This window comes from Sphingobium sp. ba1 (assembly GCF_000743655.1).
Taxonomy (GTDB): Bacteria; Pseudomonadota; Alphaproteobacteria; order Sphingomonadales; family Sphingomonadaceae; genus Sphingobium.
Map to the genome: position 1 here is coordinate 1892985 of NZ_JPPQ01000069.1, position 18013 is coordinate 1910997.

Below are 18013 nucleotides of genomic sequence, written 5' to 3' on the forward strand. Positions count from 1 at the left end.
GGTGGGCCTTGGCGATCATCTCGGCCAGCCGCTCGCGCGCATCCTGGCGATTGGCTTCCTGGGTGCGGAAGCGTGACGCCTGGATGACGATCTGATTGCCCGATGTCAGCCGTGATCCGGCCAGTTCCTTGATCTTGCGATAGGCATGGGGCGGCAGGCCGAGCCGGAACAGGTCGACGCGCAACTGCACCGTCGTTGCGACCTTGTTGACATTCTGCCCGCCCGGACCGCCCCCGGTGATGAAGCGCTCTTCCAGCGCATCATCGGGAATCTCAAATCCCGGCATCGTCCAGCAACTCCGGGCCGAAACCGGCGGCGGCAAAGGTCGCGGGCAGGGGGGCCGTCGCCTCCGCCGCAGGCTTCTCGCCGCGCGCGATGCTCAGGAACCGGCTGTGGAGCAGCATCGGCACGCCGCCCTCGCCATAGACCGGATCGCCGACGATCGGAAAGCCCAGCCCATGCAGCGCATGGACGCGGATCTGGTGGGTGCGCCCGGTGCGCGGCGTGAAGGCGATCAGCGACCGGCCGTCCTTCTCGGCAATCTTGCGCCATTCGGTGATGGCGACCTTGCCCGCCTTGGCCGGGATCATGCGCCAGCCTTCCTCGGCGGTGCTGACCTTCTTGAGCGCCAGTTCGATGAGGCCGCTTTCCTCCGCCGGCACGCCCTCGATCACCGCAACATAGCGTTTGGCGACGGTGCCGGCCTCGAACGCCTGGGCGAAGCGCTTATGCGCCTTGGGGTTGCGCGCCAGCAGCAGGCAGCCGCTGGTGTCACGGTCGAGCCGGTGGACCGGCAGCGGCCAGCGCTGAAAGCCGAAGGTCAGCGACTGAAGATGATTTTCCAGCGCAATCGACCCGTCACGCGGCGCATCGACCGGCAGCCCGGCGGGCTTGTCGAGAATGAGGGCTTCGCCATCGATGAAAAGAACATGGTCGGTAAGCAGGGACAAAAGAGAAATCCGATCGGGGCAGCAAGGGGTGTGGAATTGACGCGCGCGTCGCTTCCTATAGGCGGTGGGGCCGATGGAACATAGTGGGGAAAATAGCGGGGGTGCAGCGACACCATCGCCGGGTCGGCTGGACTGGGTGGATGTCGCACGCGGCATCGGCATCATCGCCGTCGTGGTCGGTCATGTGTGGACGCGCGGGCCGGTGCATGATGCCATGTACAGCTTTCACATGCCGCTCTTCTTCCTGCTATCGGGCATGCTCTCGCGCCCGCAGCCGATCGGGCGCTTCACAACGCGCCAGATTGTCGGCCAGATGCGACCCTATGCCCTGTTTCTGCTGTTCCTGATCTTAGCCGACCAGATCATCGAGCCGCTCAAGGGCAATCAGCCGATCTTCCACCAATGGCCGCAGGACATCATGCTCATACTGCTCGGCGGCAACTGGTTGCGCGGGCCTTATACGATATTCTGGTTCGTACCCTGTCTGCTGATGGCGCGGATCGCCTTCAATGCCCTGCTATGCCGCTGGCCTGATCCGTTCGACCGGCGCTGGGCGCTGATCGTGCCGCCGGTGCTGTTGCTGGCTTACGGCGTGGGCCAATGGACGCAGGCCTCGCCATTTGGCCTGCTCACCGTGCCGATGGCCTTCATTTTGCTATGGGTCGGGGCGATCTGGCCGCGTATCGGCTGGCGGCGCTGGATGGTGTTGCCGCTAGGGTTGCTGGCGGCTGCGGGCCTTGTCGGCCTGTTCCCGACACTCAATATGAAGGCGGCCGATTATGGCTGGCCTATGCTGTCGATTGCCGCAGCGGTAGCGACGGCCCTGCTTTTGTTCCGCCTATCCACGCAGGTCGCACCTGTTGCTGGGCCACTGGCGGCCATAGGCCGGGCGTCGCTGACGATCATGTATCTTCACGTCGCCATCATTCACTATATGTCGCCTTATCTTAGCAAAGGGGCCCTGCTCGTGCTGGCCCTGTTCGCACCCTTCGCGATCGACCGGCTCATCCGCCTGTCCCCACGCGCAACCCGCTGGCTGCTATAGCAGAACGCAAAAGGGGTCGATGCACAGTCCCAGTGCATCGACCCCTGCGGCATGCCTTAGCCTTAGTACGACCCAAAGGCTCGGTAAGCCGCGCCATCTAGACGGCGCGGTCGGCGATCAACCGTGCAGCTTGATCGCGGTTTCCGCGATGCGACGGCCCTGATAGCGCGCGCCGTCCAGTTCTTCTTCGCTCGGCTGGCGGCTGCCGTCGCCATCGGCCAGCGTCGTCGCGCCATAGGGCGATCCGCCGCGCACCTTGTCCACGCCCATCTGGCCCTGGAACCCATAGTCGAGGCCCACGATCGTCATGCCGAAATGCAGCAGGTTGGTGATGATCGAAAATAGCGTCGTTTCCTGCCCGCCATGCTGGCTGGCGGTCGAGGTGAAGGCACCGCCGACCTTGCCATTAAGCGCACCGCGCGCCCACAGGCCGCCCGCCTGGTCGAGGAATGCGGCCATCTGGCTGGAGATACGGCCAAAGCGCGTACCGGTGCCGATGATGATCGCGTCATACTCTGCCAGTTCGGCAACGGTCGCGACCGGTGCCTCCTGATCCAGCTTGAAATGCGCATTCTTGGCGACTTCCAGCGGCGCGGTTTCGGGCACGCGCTTGATATCGACCTGCGCGCCGGCAGCGGCTGCGCCCTCGGCCATGGCCTTCGCCATCGTTTCGATATGACCATAGGAAGAATAATAGAGAACCAGAACCTTAGCCATGATGCGTCTCCTTACATGAGGGGATTGAAGGGGTGCCGCCCGCGCGAGGGAGGGGAGAGGCGCGGGCGGCGGGCAGATCCGTCCAGAAGGGAAGGAACGGATCGACCAAAGTTACAGGCTGTCCACCAGGACGATTTCGGCGTCCTCATGGGCCGTGATGGTGATGGGCTGGCCGCCGATGATGGCCGCGCCGTCCCGTGCTTCGAACGTCTGTCCGTCTATCTCGATCCGACCCGTCGCCGGGACGAGATAAAGGTGACGACCCTCCGCACTGTCATAGGTCACGCTCGTCCCGGCCTTGATCGTTCCGCCCAGCAAGCGGGCATCGGCGCGGATGCGCAGCGCTTCCTTATCCTCGTCATAGCCGCTGGCCAGCACGACCAGCTTGCCGGAGCGATCACCACGCGGGAAGGGCTTTGCCCCCCAGCTTGGACTGCCGCCCCGTGCGCGTGGAATGACCCAGATCTGGAAGAGGGTGGTGGTTTCATCCTCCAGATTATATTCGGCATGGCGGATACCCGTGCCCGCCGACATCACCTGAACATCGCCCGCCTCCGTGCGGCCTTTATTACCCAGGCTGTCCTGGTGGGTGATCGCGCCGGTGCGGACATAGGTAATGATTTCCATGTCGGCATGGGGGTGCGGCGGAAAGCCCGAACGCGGGCCGATCTCATCATCATTCCAAACCCGGATCGCGCCCCAGTGCATGCGGTCTTCGTCATGATAATCGGCGAAGGAAAAATGATGGCGCGCATTCAGCCAGCCATGATTGGCATGGCCGAGTGAGGCGAAGGGGCGGCGCTCGATGCGGCTCGCTGTGGTCGTGTTCATATGCTCTGCCTTTCGGTTTCGAACTCAATAGTTCGGGTGCCTTTTGACCAAGCGCCGGAGGTTCCGGCTTGCTTTCCGCCAATCTAGTCATCAGTATCGTTTCTGAAACAAGCAGCATCGAAACGGATTGTTTCCCTATGCGATTACCGGATTTTGAGGCCTGGGCGATGTTCGCCGCCGTGGTCGAACATCGCAGCTTCACCGACGCGGCCAAGGCACTCAGCGTATCCAAGGCGACCGTGTCCAAGGCGGTGACGCGGCTGGAGGAACATCTCGACACCAGCCTGTTCAACCGCACCAGCCGTCGCCTGGCCTTGACCGAGAGCGGCAAGCGGCTGGCCGATCATGCCCATCGCATCATGGCCGAAGGGCAGGCGGCGGAGGAAGCGGCGCGCGACGAAACGGCGGAGCTGTCCGGCGTCGTGCGATTGGGCGCGCCGATGACCTTCGGCCTGCTCCGCATCGCGCCGCTAGTTGCGGAATTCACCAAGACCCATCCGCTGGTCGATGTCGATCTGCACTTGTCGGACGCGCATATCGATATTGTCGAAATGGGGCTGGATGCCACGATCCGCATTGCCGACATGCCCGACAGTTCCCTGCGGGCACGACGCCTGGCCGATGTCACGCTGCACCTGGTCGCGTCGCGCGCCTATCTGGATGCGCGGGGGCGGCCACAGCATCCCTCCGACCTGGGGGAGCACGACTGCCTCTGCTATTCCAACGTGACGACGCCCGACGTGTGGCGCTTCGCCGGGCCGGGGCAGCAGAATGTCGTGGTGCAGGTCCGCTCGCGCATCACCGTCAACAGCGGTGAAGCGATGCTGCCTGCGTTGCGGCTGGGGGTGGGCATTGCCCGACTTCCCGACTTCATCGTCGGCGACGCGCTGGCGGCAGGCGAGTTGGAGGAAATATTGGTGGATTGGCGTCCGGCACCCTTCGGGCTGCACCTGGTCACGCCGCCATCGCGGTTGCGGCCCGCGCGGGTAGAGGCTTTGCTGGATTTCATCACCCGGCACCACGCCTGCTGAACCTCGTTTCGCGCACGGCTATATCTTGACTCGTGGCCGGTCGTTTCGGCTTCAACCCTTTGTAAACGGATTCGTATTTCTGCGACTCGTGGATTTCTGCCGGTTAGCCAAAAATTAACCTTTGTCGTTCAGAAGTTTTTTGGTTAATGAATTGGGACAGAAGCCGTTCTGGTGGGGTGAACGGACCTGCGACGCAAAGGGGCTTCACATGCGCGTGCTGCTGATTGAGGACGAACCGACGACGGCCAAGGCGATCGAGCTGATGCTCACGACCGAAGGCTTCAACGTCTATACCACCGATTTGGGCGAAGAAGGCCTCGATCTGGGCAAGCTCTATGATTATGACATCATTTGTCTCGACCTGAACCTGCCCGACATGCACGGCTATGACGTGCTGAAGAAGTTGCGGGCTGCCAAGGTGCAGACGCCGGTTCTGATCCTGTCGGGTGTCGCCGAAATAGACAGCAAGGTCCGCTCCTTCGGCTTCGGGGCCGATGATTATGTGACCAAGCCCTTCCATCGCGAAGAACTGATCGCCCGCATCCATGCCGTGGTGCGCCGGTCAAAAGGCCATTCGCAATCGGTCATCCGCACCGGCAAGCTGTCGGTCAATCTCGACGCCAAGACGGTCGAAGTGGACGGCAACCGCGTGCACCTGACCGGCAAGGAATATGCGATGCTGGAGCTGCTGTCGCTCCGCAAGGGCACGACGCTCACCAAGGAAATGTTCCTCAACCATCTCTATGGCGGGATGGACGAACCGGAACTCAAGATCATCGACGTCTTCATCTGCAAGCTGCGCAAGAAGCTGGCGCTGGCCTGCAGCGGCGACAATTATATCGAGACGGTCTGGGGCCGCGGCTATGTGCTGCGCGACCCGGACGAAGTGATCGAAGAAGAAGCCAAGGTCGCCTGACGCTTCACGCCATGGATCGATCCTGAAAAAGACCGGCAATACTTTGGATTGCCGGTCTTTTTCATATCCGCTCACCAGGGCGGATCATGCCACGGTCTGCAACGTCCAGCGCGCCGTGCCTTGCAGCCCCAAGGCGGTGAGCCGCCCACTGCGATAGGCGCCGGTATCGATGCCGATCCTGTTATGCTGTTCGTCCACTTCCGGCGTGATGCTGTGGCCATGCACGACCATATGCGAATGCGGCACGTCATGGTTCAGGAAATCACGGCGAATCCAGCGCAGGTCGGACGATTTCTGCGCCTCGATCGCGACGCCGGGGCGGATACCGGCATGGACGAACAGATAATCGCCAACGTCGGTCCAGTCAGGCAGCGCGTCGAGAAAATCGACATGGCCGCGCGGCACATGATGCAGCATCCACTCGGCAATCTCCGCATCGCTCATCACCGGAAATCGACCGGGACCAAGGCCATAGCTTTCCAGCGTCTGTTCGCCGCCCATGCGCCGGAAGGTCGGCATCACCTTTATGTCGCCGCGCGCAGCGGCGATGAACAATTCCTCATGATTGCCCTGCAGGCAGCGCACGTCGCCGCCTGATCCGATCAGCGCCATGACCCGCTCGATCACCGCGCGCGAGGCATCGCCCCGGTCCATCAGGTCGCCCAGAAAGATGAGGGTCAGCTGCGCGGCCCCACGGCTCGCATCGTCCTGCGCGATCATGCCGAGCAGCGTGTCGAGCAAGTCCGCCCGGCCATGCACGTCGCCGATCGCATAGACACGGCGATCCGCGCCCACGCTGGGCGCTCGCACTGCTGCTGGCGCGACCTTGCACCCTAACCATCTGCGCCACCAACTCATGACGCTACGTCTCGCACAGCGTTACAGCTTGGGCAATGTCACGCCCTGCTGCCCCATATATTTGCCCGCCCGGTCGGCATAGCTGACCTCGCACGGCTCATTGCCTCGAAGGAACAGGAACTGGCACGCGCCTTCATTGGCGTAGATTTTGGCGGGCAGGGGGGTGGTGTTGGAAAATTCCAGCGTCACATGCCCCTCCCAGCCCGGCTCCAGCGGGGTGACGTTCACGATGATGCCGCACCGCGCATAGGTGGATTTGCCGAGGCAGATTACCAGCACGTCGCGCGGCACGCGGAAATATTCGACCGTCCGCGCCAGTGCGAAGCTGTTGGGCGGAATGATGCAGCAGTCGGTCTTGCGATCGACAAAGCTGTTGGTGTCGAAATTCTTGGGATCGACGATGGTACTGTCGATATTGGTGAAGATTTTGAACTCGTCCGCCACCCGCGCGTCATAGCCATAGGAGGATAGGCCGTAACTGATGCAGCCGTCGCGCTTCTGGCTCTCCACGAACGGCTCGATCATGCCGGTCGAAAGGGCTTTGTCGCGAATCCATTTGTCGGAAAGAATGGCCATGATGGTCTTTTCAGCTTTTCCTGATGGGGGTGATGCCCAGATCGGCCGGGCCGAAGGCGTGGGGAAGAAGGTCGGCGATGCGATGCTCGGTGACGCGGCTGCCTGACGGCGTGGCGCAATAAATGGCGATGGCGCGGCCCGCCATCTGTTCGGCCTCGTTCATCACCTGGCGGCATCGGCCACAGGGGGTGACCATGGCTTCCTCGGCCGCGTCCATCGCCCCGCCGACCACCGCGATGGCGGCGACATCAGCAAAGCGACCTTGCGCATTGACGGTCGCCAGCGCCACCGTCTCTGCACAGAGCGACAGGCCATAGCTTGCATTCTCGAAATTGCAGCCGGTTACGATGCAGCCATCGGTCAACCGCACCGCCGCGCCCACCGCAAAGCGGCTATAGGGCGCATGGGCATAGGCCATCGCCCCGCGCGCGGCGGCGATCAGCAGCGCCACTCCTTCATCCGTTTCGCTCATGGCGCCACCACATCCCATCTCACCGGCCCCTCGACGCCGTCGATATGCCGCATGTCGCTGGCTGTCCACATCACCCAGGGCCGCGTCGCATAATCGGGCGGAAAGAAATTGCCGTCGAGCCAGAGCGTGCGGTTGATGCCCGAACCCACATCATACAGCGCGTCGAAATCCTCGGTGACGTTGAGCAGCACCGTCTTGCCCGCATGGCTTTCGACCAGATTGACCAGCGTATTGAGTTCCGACAGCACAAGGTCACGCCCCGGCCGCGCAGTGCAGCTCTTGTCGAACGCCAGTCGGATCACCGGGGGCAGGGCGGCGTTGTCGCGCGGCACCGTCGTCACGAAACGGGTGGCCTGATCGCTCGCCAGTCGGCACAGGCTATAGTCCAGCATCGCGCCATAACGCAGCCCCGCCGTCCGCGCCGCGCGCCAGTTCGCCGCGAACGCCGGATCGCGCCCGGCCGCGCCTCTGGCGGCGCGGATATAGGCGAAGTCCGCCCCCTGCGCTGCCAGCGTGTCCCATTCCACCACGCCATTATCGGCGCTGATCGTCACGCCCTGCACCGGATATTGGTCCCGCGCGGGCGCCCAACTGCGCGCATAGAGCCACAGCGCCAGTGCCAGTAGCGCGACAATCGCCAGTCCCACGCCCACGCGGACCAGCAGCCCCCCCAAAGTCAGCCGCGAAATCGTTCCTACCCCTTGATATGCAGCACGCAGATCAGCGTGAACAGCCGCCGCGCCGTATCGAAATCGACCGCGATCTTACCCTCCAGCCGTTCGATCAGCATCTCCGCTGCATCATTGTGGATGCCGCGCCGGGCCATGTCCACCGTCTCGATCTGCTGTGGCGACGCATTGCTGATCGCCTGATAATAGCTGTCGCAGATCGCGAAATATTCGCGGATCGGCCGCCGGAACCGCCCAAGGCCCAGGATGATGGCTTCGAGCGCGCTGTCATCCTCGCGATTAATCTCGATCACCAGCCGCCCGTCCTCGACGCGCAGCACCACCTTGTAAGGCCCCATATAGCCGTCCGCATGGACCCGCTGGGGCGCGAAATGATTATCCTCCAGCAGATCGAAGATCGCGATCCGCCGTTCCTGCTCGACATCGGCATTGCGCCACAGGATCGTGCGCTCGTCGAGCTTGATGTCTATGATGCGCGGATCGGCCATGGTGAAGGGCATAGTCAGTGCGGCGATGCGCGCCGAAAAGCAAGCGGGACTTATCCACAGATGGATTGCGCGCCAGCCCTTGCGCGACGCGCGCGACCGGAGGATGAGAGGCCCATGGTCGAACTATTGAAAATCACTGCCGCCGAAGCCGGCGGCACCGAACTGCCGCGCAATGTCGAAGCCGAAGCCGCGCTGCTGGGCGCGCTGATGATCGACAATCGCATCGCCGAAGATGTCCAGATCAAGATCAAGGCGGAGCATTTCTTCGAGCCGCTCCATGGCCGCATCTATGACGCGATCATGAAATTGCTCGATCGCGACATGATCGCCAACCCGGTGACGTTGAAGCCGATGTTGGATCAAGACCCCGCGCTCAAGGAACTGGGCGGCGCGGCCTATCTTGCGCAATTGACCGGCAATGGCGCGGCGCTCATCGGCGCGCGCGACTTCGCGGCGCAGATTTACGATCTTGCCTTGCTGCGACAGCTTGTCAGTGTCGGCCGCGAACTGGTTGAAAATGCGCTGGATACCAGCGAAGACGTCAATCCGCGCGAGCAGATCGAAGCCGCCGAAGTCGCGCTTTACAAGGTTTCGGAGGGCGAGGGCGAAAGCGGTTCGGTCAAGAGCTTCCTCTCCGCTTCGACCGCCGCCGTGCAGGTGGCCGAACGGGCGCTCAACAGCGGCGGCCATGTGTCGGGCATCACGACCGGCATCAACAGCCTCAATGCCAAGATCGGTGGCCTCCACAATTCGGATCTCATGATCCTCGCGGGCCGTCCGGGCATGGGCAAGACGTCGCTTGCCACCAACATCGCCTATAATGCCGCCTCGCGCTGGCTGCGCGATAATGCCGACGGCATTCCGCCCGAAAAAAATATGGGCGCCAAGACCGCCTTTTTCAGCCTCGAAATGTCCGCCGATCAGCTCGCGACCCGCGTGCTGGCCGAACAGTCGGGGATCAGCGGCGAAGCATTGCGCATGGGCAAGATCAGCCGCGCCGATTTCCAGAATCTCTCCCGCGCCGCGCGCGAGCTGCAGGAACTGCCGCTGTTCATCGACGATACGCCCGGCCTCACCATCGCCGCGCTGCGCACCCGCGCCCGCCGCCTGAAGCGCCGCCATGACGTGGGCTTCATCGTCGTCGATTATCTCCAACTGCTCCAGGGCAGCGGCCGCGGCAACGAAAACCGCGTGAACGAAATTTCGGAAATTTCGCGCGGGCTCAAGACTTTGGCCAAGGAACTGCATGTTCCCGTGCTGGCCCTGTCGCAGCTCAGCCGCGCCGTCGAACAGCGCGAGGACAAACGGCCCCAGCTCTCCGATCTGCGCGAATCCGGCTCGATCGAGCAGGATGCCGACATGGTCTGGTTCGTATTCCGCGAAGATTATTATATCGCCGCCAAGGAACCGGGGAACAAGGAAAGCGCCGAACATACCGAATGGGCGCAGCAGATGGAGCAGATTTACGGCCTCGCCGAACTGATCGTCGCCAAACAGCGCCACGGCTCCACCGGCCGCATCCGCATGAAATTCGACGCCCGCATCACCCGCTTCTCCGACATCGCTGAGGATGGCTATCAGGATCTGGAATATGAATAAGCGGCCCGTCGAACGTCTTTGAACCGTTCGCCCTGAGCTTGTCGAAGGGCCGTCCTTCTTGAGAAGAAGGATGGGGCTTCGACAGGCTCAGCCCGAACGGTATTTTTAAACGCCCATCTTCGCCCGCGCCGCCACGCGCTTCTCCAGCATCGACAGCGGCATCGCGCCTTCCTCAAGAATGGCGTGGAACTGCTTGATATCGAAGCGATCACCCATTGCCGCCTGCGCTGCCGCACGCGCCTTGGTCCATACGCCATGGCCGACCTTGTAGCTGGTCGCCTGTCCCGGCTGGGTACAATAACGCTCTACCTCGCGCTGGCAGCGGGCAGGGGTGAAGCCCGTCTTTTCCACCATATAGGCGGTTGCCTGCTCGCGGCTCCACCGCTTCGAATGGATGCCCGTGTCCACCACCAGCCGCGCCGCGCGGAATAGGAAGGATTGCAGATAGCCCGCCCTGTCGAGCGGCGTCGAATAGCCCTTCAATTCATCGGACAATTGCTCGGCATAGAGCGCCCAGCCTTCGCTATAAGCGCTCATGAAGGCGGTCTTGCGCAGCATCGGGATGTCGCCGGCGGTCTGCGCGGTCGAAATCTGCAGATGATGCCCCGGCACGCCCTCATGATAGTTGAGCGCAGGCAGCGTATATTTGGGCCAATCGCCGATCGCCTTCAGATTGATGAAGAAGATCGCGGGCCGCGATCCGTCCAGCGCCGCGCGATTATAATAGCCGTTCGATGCACCATCCTGAATCTCCACCGGCACCGCGCGGATTTCCAGCGGCGTGTCGGGGATGGTCGCGAACGCCTGCGGCAGTTTCGCCTGCATCAGCTTGGCTTCGGCATTGAGCGCGGCGATCAGGTCGCTGCGGCCCTGCGCGGTATCGGGATAAAGCTGCGACGGCTCGGCATTGAGCGCGGCCAGCCGTTCGCCGATCGTGCCTTTGCTGTAACCCGCTGCTTTGAGAATCGTATCGAGCTGCCCGCTGATCTCGGCGACCTGCTCCACGCCCATTGCGTGGATTTCGTCGGCGGTCAGGTCGGTCGTGGTCGCGCTCTTGAGCGCGGCGGCATAGATTTCCTCGCCGCGCGGCGTGCGCCATATGCCATCGCCCGCAGCCGTACCGCCCTTCAGCGCCTCGATCGCGGCAATCTGCTCGTCCAGCGCCGGATAAATGGCCTTTTCGACAACAGCCGTCGCTTGGCCCTGCCAGTCGCCCGCCACATTCTTGGCCGCAGCCCGCTTGACCAGCGATTGCACGATCGAACTGGACGCGGCGGGCTGATCGCGCAGCTTGCGCATCTGCGCCAACGTCAGGTCGAGCGACCAGCCCGGCGCAAGATAGCCGCGCGCCGCTTCGTCCCGCTGAACTGCCGTATCGGTCCGCAGGTTGCGGGCAAAAGCATCGAGCCGCGCGACATAGGCATCCGCATCGGCGGCAGTGTTGATCGTGTGCGCGGTATTCAGGAAATCGGGCGTAGAGAAGTAACTGCCGCCCTGCTGAAAGATGCGATAGGGGCGCACTGCGCTGTTGAGGCCGAAGGTGGCCGGTGCCACCGTCTGCTGGCCCAGCGAATAGAGGACCACCTCCAGATTGAGCCGCTGCGGATCGGACAGGCTGGCCGACTGGAAGCCCTCCAATTCCTTGATCGCCGCCTGCGTCATGCTCAGCCGCTTCATCATCGCCGACTTGCTATTGTCGTCCAACTGGCTCTTCGCGCCTGCGCGCGCGCCCTTGTCCAGGCCGAGGCTCGTGACCATGCCGGGCGACACGTCTAGCTGCTTCTCGAAAATGGCAGCAAAGGCAGCGGACAGCCGCGCATCGTCATTGCCCGCCATCTGCGCCAGCGCGCGCGGGGCGGCGGCGGCGAGGGCAATGGCTCCGGCGGAGGAGAGAAACAGGCGGCGATCCATGGCGATAACTCCCTTATGTCTTGCCTACCTGTCTTACCCCGCTCCGCCGCCTCGTCCAGCCCTTTGTAACAATGTTGCGCGCACGCAACATCTTCGGTCGCTCCGCGCGGGGCCGTTCAGCCTTCGCTTTCCAACTTGTCTTGCGTCCGGGTCGCAAAGTCGCTGGCGTCATGGCGTTCGTGCAATTGCTCTTCCAACGGGCCATTCGCCTTGTTGACCATCCGCCCGCGCTTCACTGCCGGGCGCGCGTCGATCTGCTGCGCCCAACGCACGACATGCGTGTAGCTGGCAACGTCCAGAAACTCCGCCGCTTCATAGGCGCGGCCTAGCACCAGCCCGCCATACCAGGGCCAGATCGCGATGTCGGCGATGCTATACTCATCGCCCGCCATATAGGTGTTGTCCGCCAAATGCCGGTCCAGTACGTCCAACTGCCGCTTCACCTCCATCGTGTAGCGGTTGATCGGATATTCATATTTTTCCGGCGCATAGGCGTAAAAATGGCCAAAGCCGCCACCCAGCAGCGGCCCAGCCCCCATCTGCCAGAACAACCAGCTGAGTGCAGCAGTGCGCTTGGCCGGGTCGGTCGGCAGGAAAGCGCCGAACTTCTCGGCAAGGTAGAGCAGGATCGCGCCCGATTCGAACACACGCTGCGGCGGCGACACGCTATGGTCCATCAATGCCGGGATCTTGCTATTGGGATTGACCGCCACGAAGCCGCTGGAAAACTGGTCGCCATCGCCGATCTTGATCAGCCAGGCGTCATAGTCGGCGTCCGTGAAACCCGCCTCCAGCAATTCTTCCAGCATTATCGTCACCTTCTGCCCATTGGGCGTGGCAAGCGAATAGAGCTGGAGCTTATGCTGGCCGACCGGCAGCGCCTTGTCATGGGTCGCGCCTGCGATCGGCCGGTTGATATTGGCGAACGCCCCGCCATTGTCCTTGTCCCAGGTCCAGATGCGGGGCGGGGTATAGCTGTCGGTCATGCGGGCCTGGCTCCAGGATCGTGAAAAGGTAGCCAAAGGTAAGTGGCGACCCCACCCCCTGCAACCGACAGCCGCCGGGCTTTTCGGGATTATTCCCTCGTTGCCCGCACCACGAGAACGCTGACCGGGCTTTGATGCACGATCGCCGACGCATTGGACCCCAGCAGCTTCGAGGAGAAAGACGGCTCATGCGAACCGATCACGATCAGCGTCGCGCCCGTCCGTTCGGCCGCGCTGATCACTTCGTCGCGCACCCGGCCGCGCCGCGTGTCGAAATGGACCTGCCCCTCGGCAAGGCCGCCCTCGGTCGCCCATTGCCGCATCAGCGCCAGCGCCTCGGCCTCTTCCTTGATGTCGAGGTCGCGTCCTAAAAGCTCGGAATAGCGGGTGGGCATATGATAGCGGACATAGAGCATATGGACCGTCGATTCCGGTCCACAAACCGCCGCTGCCGCATCGATCGCAGCGCGCGCGTGCAGTACGTCGTTGATGTCGACGGCAACGACAATCGTCGAATAGGCCATGATGCATCCTCCTTATGGTTCTCCTTCACCAACAGGTGGGCGGGGCAGGGGATGCAGCATTCACGAAAAATAACGGTCGCGACATGAAGGCGCGGCTGATGGCAACAGTCGGTCTATCCATCGCACGGGACATGCCATGTCGCGCGGCAATCGCCATAACCCGGAAGCGGGCGCTCGGTTGCGCGGGCTCGCAAATTTTTCTGCGCGATCGCCTTGACGCATAAAAGCACCGCTCCATATTTACGGCGCTAGCACTCTCCTTCAACGAGTGCTAACAGCAACGCAGTTCAAGGGGAGACGGACAAGGCGATTGCGGTTTTGCGGGGAAATCATCCCCGGATCGCGCGCCGGACCCATCCCAAATAGAAGGGAAAGGCAATCAACATGGCATTTCGTCCATTGCACGACCGTGTTCTCGTCCGCCGCATCGAAGCGGAAGCGAAGACCGCCGGTGGGATCATCATCCCCGACACCGCCAAGGAAAAGCCGCAGGAAGGCGAGATCGTCTCCGTCGGCACCGGTTCCAAGGCTGAAGATGGCAAGGTCACCCCGCTCGACGTCAAGGCTGGCGACCGCGTGCTGTTCGGCAAATGGTCGGGCACCGAGGTCAAGGTCGACGGCGAAGACCTGCTGATCATGAAGGAATCGGACATTCTGGGCGTTGTCGCCTGACTTTCCGGTTCGCGATTTTCATGCCCAGCAACGGTGTGAACTTCGCAATTTTGCACATTCTCGATAGAAGGTATTAAGACCATGGCAGCGAAAGACGTAAAGTTTTCCCGCGACGCTCGTGAGCGCATTCTGCGCGGTGTCGACATCCTGGCCGACGCGGTCAAGGTGACGTTGGGCCCCAAGGGCCGTAACGTCGTGATCGACAAGAGCTTCGGCGCCCCCCGCATCACCAAGGACGGCGTCAGCGTCGCCAAGGAAATCGAACTCAAGGACAAGTTCGAAAATATGGGCGCGCAGATGGTGCGCGAAGTCGCATCGAAGACCAATGACATCGCCGGTGACGGCACGACCACTGCGACCGTATTGGCGCAGGCGATCGTCCGTGAAGGCATGAAGTCGGTTGCCGCCGGCATGAACCCGATGGATCTCAAGCGCGGCATCGACCTCGCGGTGATCAAGGTCGTCGAAGACCTCAAGGCGCGTTCCAAGCCCGTAGCCGGGACCAAGGAAATTGCCCAGGTCGGCATCATCTCGGCCAATGGCGACACGGTTGTCGGCGAAAAGATCGCCGAAGCCATGGAGCGCGTCGGCAAGGAAGGCGTGATCACGGTTGAAGAAGCCAAGGGTCTCGAATTCGAGCTGGACGTCGTCGAAGGCATGCAGTTCGACCGCGGCTATCTGTCGCCCTACTTCGTGACGAACCCGGAAAAGATGGCTGTAGAGCTGGCTGATCCGTATATTCTGATCCACGAAAAGAAGCTCAGCAACCTTCAGTCGATCCTGCCGATCCTCGAAGCGGTCGTTCAGTCGGGTCGTCCCCTGCTGATCATCGCCGAAGACATCGAAGGCGAAGCGCTGGCGACCCTGGTCGTCAACAAGCTGCGTGGCGGCCTCAAGGTTGCTGCGGTCAAGGCACCTGGCTTTGGCGATCGTCGCAAGGCGATGCTGGAAGATATCGCTGTCCTGACCAAGGGCGAAGTGATTTCGGAAGACTTGGGCATCAAGCTTGAGAACGTCACGCTGGCGATGCTCGGCACCGCCAAGCGCGTCACCATCGACAAGGACAACACCGTCATCGTCGATGGCGCTGGCGACCATGACTCGATCAAGGGCCGTACCGAGCAGATCCGTCAGCAGATCGAGAACACCACCTCGGACTATGACAAGGAAAAGCTGCAGGAACGTCTGGCCAAGCTGGCTGGCGGCGTTGCCGTCATCAAGGTTGGCGGCGCTTCGGAAGTCGAAGTCAAGGAACGCAAGGACCGCGTCGACGACGCGCTGCACGCCACCCGTGCGGCCGTTGAAGAAGGCATCGTTCCTGGCGGCGGCACCGCTCTCCTCTATGCCACCAAGGCTTTGGCCGGCATGAAGGGCGCGAACGACGACCAGACCCGTGGTATCGACATCATCCGCAAGGCGATCGAAGCGCCGCTGCGCCAGATCGCCCAGAATGCGGGCGTTGATGGTGCCGTGGTTGCCGGCAACCTGCTGCGCGAAAATGACGAAACCCGTGGCTTCAACGCTTCGACCGACGTCTACGAAAACCTCGTCGACGCTGGCGTCATCGATCCCACCAAGGTCGTTCGTGCGGCTCTGCAGGACGCGGCCTCGGTTGCTGGCCTGCTGATCACCACCGAAGCGGCGATCTCGGAAATGCCTGCTGACGACAAGTCGCCCATGGGCGGCATGCCCGGCGGCGGCATGGGCGGCATGGGTGGCATGGACTTCTAAGTCCTGCTTTCCACACGACAAAGAAGAGGCCGGTGGAGCGATCCACCGGCCTTTTTCTTGTCGTCACCTGTACCAAATTCATCCGGCGCTGGTTTCCTAATCTCTTGAAGTCGCTATGCTACCCATCCAAGCATCGGGCCAGATCGACAGGGGCATTATGAACGACCGGATGGTAAGACTTTGATGCGCGGTATCCTGTGCTGATGGAGGGGGGAACGCTCTTTGCCCGTTGGCCCGAAGCGGGGCCGGTGGCGGGCCTCGTGATGGTGCTGCTGTTGTTCGTGGCCTTTGCGATGGAGCGGTTTCCGCCCGTCGTCATCGCCGTGATCGGGGCCATCCTGATGCTGGTGACGGGCATGTTGAGCCCGACCGACCTGCTGACGGTCTTCGCCAATCCCGCCCCCATCACGATCGCGGCCTTCTTCATCCTCTCCGGCGCCCTCATCCGCACCGGCGCGATCGAGGCTCTGGCCAGCCTGATGGTGTCGCGCGCCAAAGAACGACCCCGGCGCACAGTGGCGGAATTGCTGGGCACCGCCATGCTGGCCCCGGCCTTCGTCAATAATACACCCGTGGTGATGGTGCTGATCCCGCTGGTCAAGCGGCTGGCCCGAACGGTCGGCATCGCAGCGACGCGCCTGCTCATCCCGCTCTCCTATCTCGCGATTCTCAGCGGTACTTTGACCCTGGTCGGCACCTCCACCAACCTGCTGGTCGATGGCGTCGCGCAGGAAAATGGACAGGCGGCTTTCGGCATATTCGAAATCACCACGGTTGGCCTGGTCGCACTGGTGACCGGTGGCATCACCTTGCTGATCCTGGGGCCGATGCTGCTGCCCAACCGCCCCGACAATGAACTCGATATCGACAGCGACCGCCTCTACATCACTGAACTTTGCCCCAAATTGAAGGATGACGGCACGCGACTGGGCGATATCAAGGCGCTTCGTCGTGGCTCCGTGCGGGTGCTGGGGATCGCGCGCGGATCGCAGATCCTGCGCAACATCGACAATGATGCTATCATCCTGCCCTCCGACCGGGTCATCGTCGCGACGAGCGCGCATGAATTGGATGCCCTGGCCCGATCGCATGAATTTGTTGTTGGGCTTCAGAATATCGGACGACCGATCCGGCTGGCGGCGGACGAACGGGACAGCATGGTAGGGCTGATCGGTATCACCCTTGCCCCGACTCATCCCGCCATCGGGCGGAAGCTGCGGGAAATTCCTTTTCTCTCCAATCTCAGCGTCCGCATATTGGGGCTCAGCCGCCCGCGTCATGTCGCCGGACCGGACCTGGTGAATGTGCGCCTGCGCGCCGGCGACAGTTTGCTGGTGGCTGCCGATGACCAGGCGGCGGCCGCACTGCGCGACAATATGAATTTCATCGCGGAGGATACCAGCGGCGTCAGGCGCTATCGCCGTCGGCGCGCGCCGATCGCTGCGCTCACGCTGGGCATGGTGATCGTGGGGGCTGCCTTCAACATCATGCCCGTTTTTGCCCTGGCGCTGATCGGCGTCGCGATCGTGCTGGCAACCCGCTGCCTCGATGCGGAGGAGGCCTGGTCGGCGATCGACGGCAATGTCATCGTATTGATCTTCGCCATGCTCGCCATCGGCCTGGCGCTGGAAAAGTCCGGTAGTGTGGCGTTGATCGTGTCCACCCTGTCGGCCTGGATGGCGGCGTTGCCACCGTTGGCACTCATCATCGCCATCTATGCCGCGACATCGGTGCTGACCGAAACCGTCACCAACAACGCCGTCGCCGTCATCATGACGCCAATCGCCATCGGTATTGCCGGGCAAAATGGCGTCGATCCGCGACCGCTGATCATCGCCGTGATGTTTGCGGCCTCCGCCAGCTTCGCAACGCCCATAGGCTATCAGACCAACACGATGGTTTATGCCGCGGCCGATTACCGGTTCAGCGATTTCGTCAAGATCGGCGTGCCGATGAACGTCATCGTCGGTCTGGCGACCTGCTTTGCCATCTACTGGCTGGTGTAGGGGGAGCGCTG

At 62.4% G+C, this 18013-nt stretch carries 19 protein-coding genes; 7 read left to right on the forward strand and 12 right to left on the reverse strand.

Going from position 1 to position 18013, the window contains the following annotated elements:
• Together arfB and IL54_RS12235 are read right to left on the reverse strand one after the other, a co-directional pair.
• On the reverse strand, window positions 1–286 hold a 286-nt coding region (gene arfB, locus IL54_RS12230), incomplete at its 3' end, for an alternative ribosome rescue aminoacyl-tRNA hydrolase ArfB (RefSeq protein ID WP_037476004.1).
• Complete coding sequence (locus IL54_RS12235; protein ID WP_037476006.1) at window positions 273–950, reverse strand: RluA family pseudouridine synthase; 678 nt, start codon at window positions 948–950, stop codon at window positions 273–275. The genes IL54_RS12235 and arfB, both read right to left, overlap by 14 nt.
• 73 nt (window positions 951–1023) lie before the next feature.
• Here IL54_RS12235 and IL54_RS12240 point away from each other — a divergent pair, with 73 nt between their 5' ends.
• Complete coding sequence (locus IL54_RS12240; RefSeq protein ID WP_037476008.1) at window positions 1024–1995, forward strand: acyltransferase family protein; 972 nt, start codon at window positions 1024–1026, stop codon at window positions 1993–1995.
• A gap of 117 nt (window positions 1996–2112) precedes the next feature.
• Here IL54_RS12240 and wrbA read toward each other — a convergent pair whose 3' ends face one another.
• Both wrbA and IL54_RS12250 read right to left on the reverse strand, forming a co-directional pair.
• Window positions 2113–2712: an NAD(P)H:quinone oxidoreductase gene (gene wrbA / locus IL54_RS12245; RefSeq protein WP_037476010.1), complete on the reverse strand. Its 600-nt coding sequence runs from the start codon at window positions 2710–2712 to the stop codon at window positions 2113–2115.
• A gap of 111 nt (window positions 2713–2823) precedes the next feature.
• The gene (locus IL54_RS12250; protein ID WP_037476012.1) at window positions 2824–3543 is read right to left on the reverse strand and encodes a pirin family protein; all 720 of its coding nucleotides are present in this window, start codon (window positions 3541–3543) and stop codon (window positions 2824–2826) included.
• Between the two features lie 137 nt (window positions 3544–3680).
• Between IL54_RS12250 and IL54_RS12255 the strand changes: the two genes are divergently transcribed.
• Window positions 3681–4574, forward strand: coding sequence for a LysR family transcriptional regulator (locus IL54_RS12255; protein ID WP_037476014.1), 894 nt, complete (start codon window positions 3681–3683; stop codon window positions 4572–4574).
• A gap of 208 nt (window positions 4575–4782) precedes the next feature.
• Entirely contained in the window at window positions 4783–5490 is a 708-nt protein-coding gene (gene ctrA, locus IL54_RS12260) for a response regulator transcription factor CtrA (RefSeq protein WP_037476016.1), read from the forward strand.
• 84 nt (window positions 5491–5574) lie between these two features.
• On the opposite strand, the gene IL54_RS12265 is transcribed toward ctrA, so the two are convergent.
• The 5 genes from IL54_RS12265 to IL54_RS12285 are packed head-to-tail and all read right to left on the reverse strand — an operon-like array spanning window position 5575 to window position 8573.
• Entirely contained in the window at window positions 5575–6348 is a 774-nt protein-coding gene (locus IL54_RS12265; RefSeq protein ID WP_037476017.1) for a metallophosphoesterase, read from the reverse strand.
• 21 nt (window positions 6349–6369) lie between these two features.
• Window positions 6370–6924, reverse strand: a complete 555-nt coding sequence (gene dcd / locus IL54_RS12270; RefSeq protein ID WP_037476019.1) for a dCTP deaminase — start codon at window positions 6922–6924, stop codon at window positions 6370–6372.
• A gap of 10 nt (window positions 6925–6934) precedes the next feature.
• On the reverse strand, window positions 6935–7396 hold the full coding sequence (locus IL54_RS12275) for a cytidine deaminase (RefSeq protein WP_037476021.1): 462 nt from the start codon (window positions 7394–7396) through the stop codon (window positions 6935–6937).
• A complete protein-coding gene (locus IL54_RS12280) occupies window positions 7393–8061 on the reverse strand; it encodes a GH25 family lysozyme (protein WP_037478536.1) in 669 nt (222 codons plus the stop codon). The genes IL54_RS12275 and IL54_RS12280 overlap by 4 nt, the downstream gene beginning before the upstream one ends.
• Window positions 8062–8090: 29 nt before the next feature.
• Window positions 8091–8573, reverse strand: coding sequence for a UPF0262 family protein (locus IL54_RS12285; RefSeq protein ID WP_037478539.1), 483 nt, complete (start codon window positions 8571–8573; stop codon window positions 8091–8093).
• A 114-nt stretch (window positions 8574–8687) separates the two neighbouring features.
• Between IL54_RS12285 and IL54_RS12290 the strand changes: the two genes are divergently transcribed.
• On the forward strand, window positions 8688–10172 hold the full coding sequence (locus tag IL54_RS12290) for a replicative DNA helicase (protein WP_037476023.1): 1485 nt from the start codon (window positions 8688–8690) through the stop codon (window positions 10170–10172).
• Between the two features lie 105 nt (window positions 10173–10277).
• On the opposite strand, the gene IL54_RS12295 is transcribed toward IL54_RS12290, so the two are convergent.
• From IL54_RS12295 to IL54_RS12305, 3 genes are all read right to left on the reverse strand, one after another.
• Window positions 10278–12083, reverse strand: a complete 1806-nt coding sequence (locus IL54_RS12295) for a DUF885 domain-containing protein (protein ID WP_037476025.1) — start codon at window positions 12081–12083, stop codon at window positions 10278–10280.
• Between the two features lie 116 nt (window positions 12084–12199).
• The gene (gene yghU, locus IL54_RS12300) at window positions 12200–13069 is read right to left on the reverse strand and encodes a glutathione-dependent disulfide-bond oxidoreductase (protein WP_037476027.1); all 870 of its coding nucleotides are present in this window, start codon (window positions 13067–13069) and stop codon (window positions 12200–12202) included.
• An 89-nt stretch (window positions 13070–13158) separates the two neighbouring features.
• Window positions 13159–13593 carry a universal stress protein gene (locus IL54_RS12305; protein WP_037476029.1) on the reverse strand — a complete coding sequence of 145 codons (435 nt, stop codon included), beginning with the start codon at window positions 13591–13593 and terminating at the stop codon, window positions 13159–13161.
• A gap of 384 nt (window positions 13594–13977) precedes the next feature.
• Between IL54_RS12305 and groES the strand changes: the two genes are divergently transcribed.
• From groES to IL54_RS12325, 3 genes are all read left to right on the forward strand, one after another.
• Window positions 13978–14265 carry a co-chaperone GroES gene (gene groES / locus IL54_RS12315; RefSeq protein ID WP_007704439.1) on the forward strand — a complete coding sequence of 96 codons (288 nt, stop codon included), beginning with the start codon at window positions 13978–13980 and terminating at the stop codon, window positions 14263–14265.
• An 81-nt stretch (window positions 14266–14346) separates the two neighbouring features.
• Window positions 14347–15996: a chaperonin GroEL gene (gene groL, locus IL54_RS12320; protein WP_037476035.1), complete on the forward strand. Its 1650-nt coding sequence runs from the start codon at window positions 14347–14349 to the stop codon at window positions 15994–15996.
• Window positions 15997–16199: 203 nt separating this feature from the next.
• Window positions 16200–18002: an SLC13 family permease gene (locus tag IL54_RS12325; protein WP_052027676.1), complete on the forward strand. Its 1803-nt coding sequence runs from the start codon at window positions 16200–16202 to the stop codon at window positions 18000–18002.
• Window positions 18003–18013: the final 11 nt, after the last annotated feature.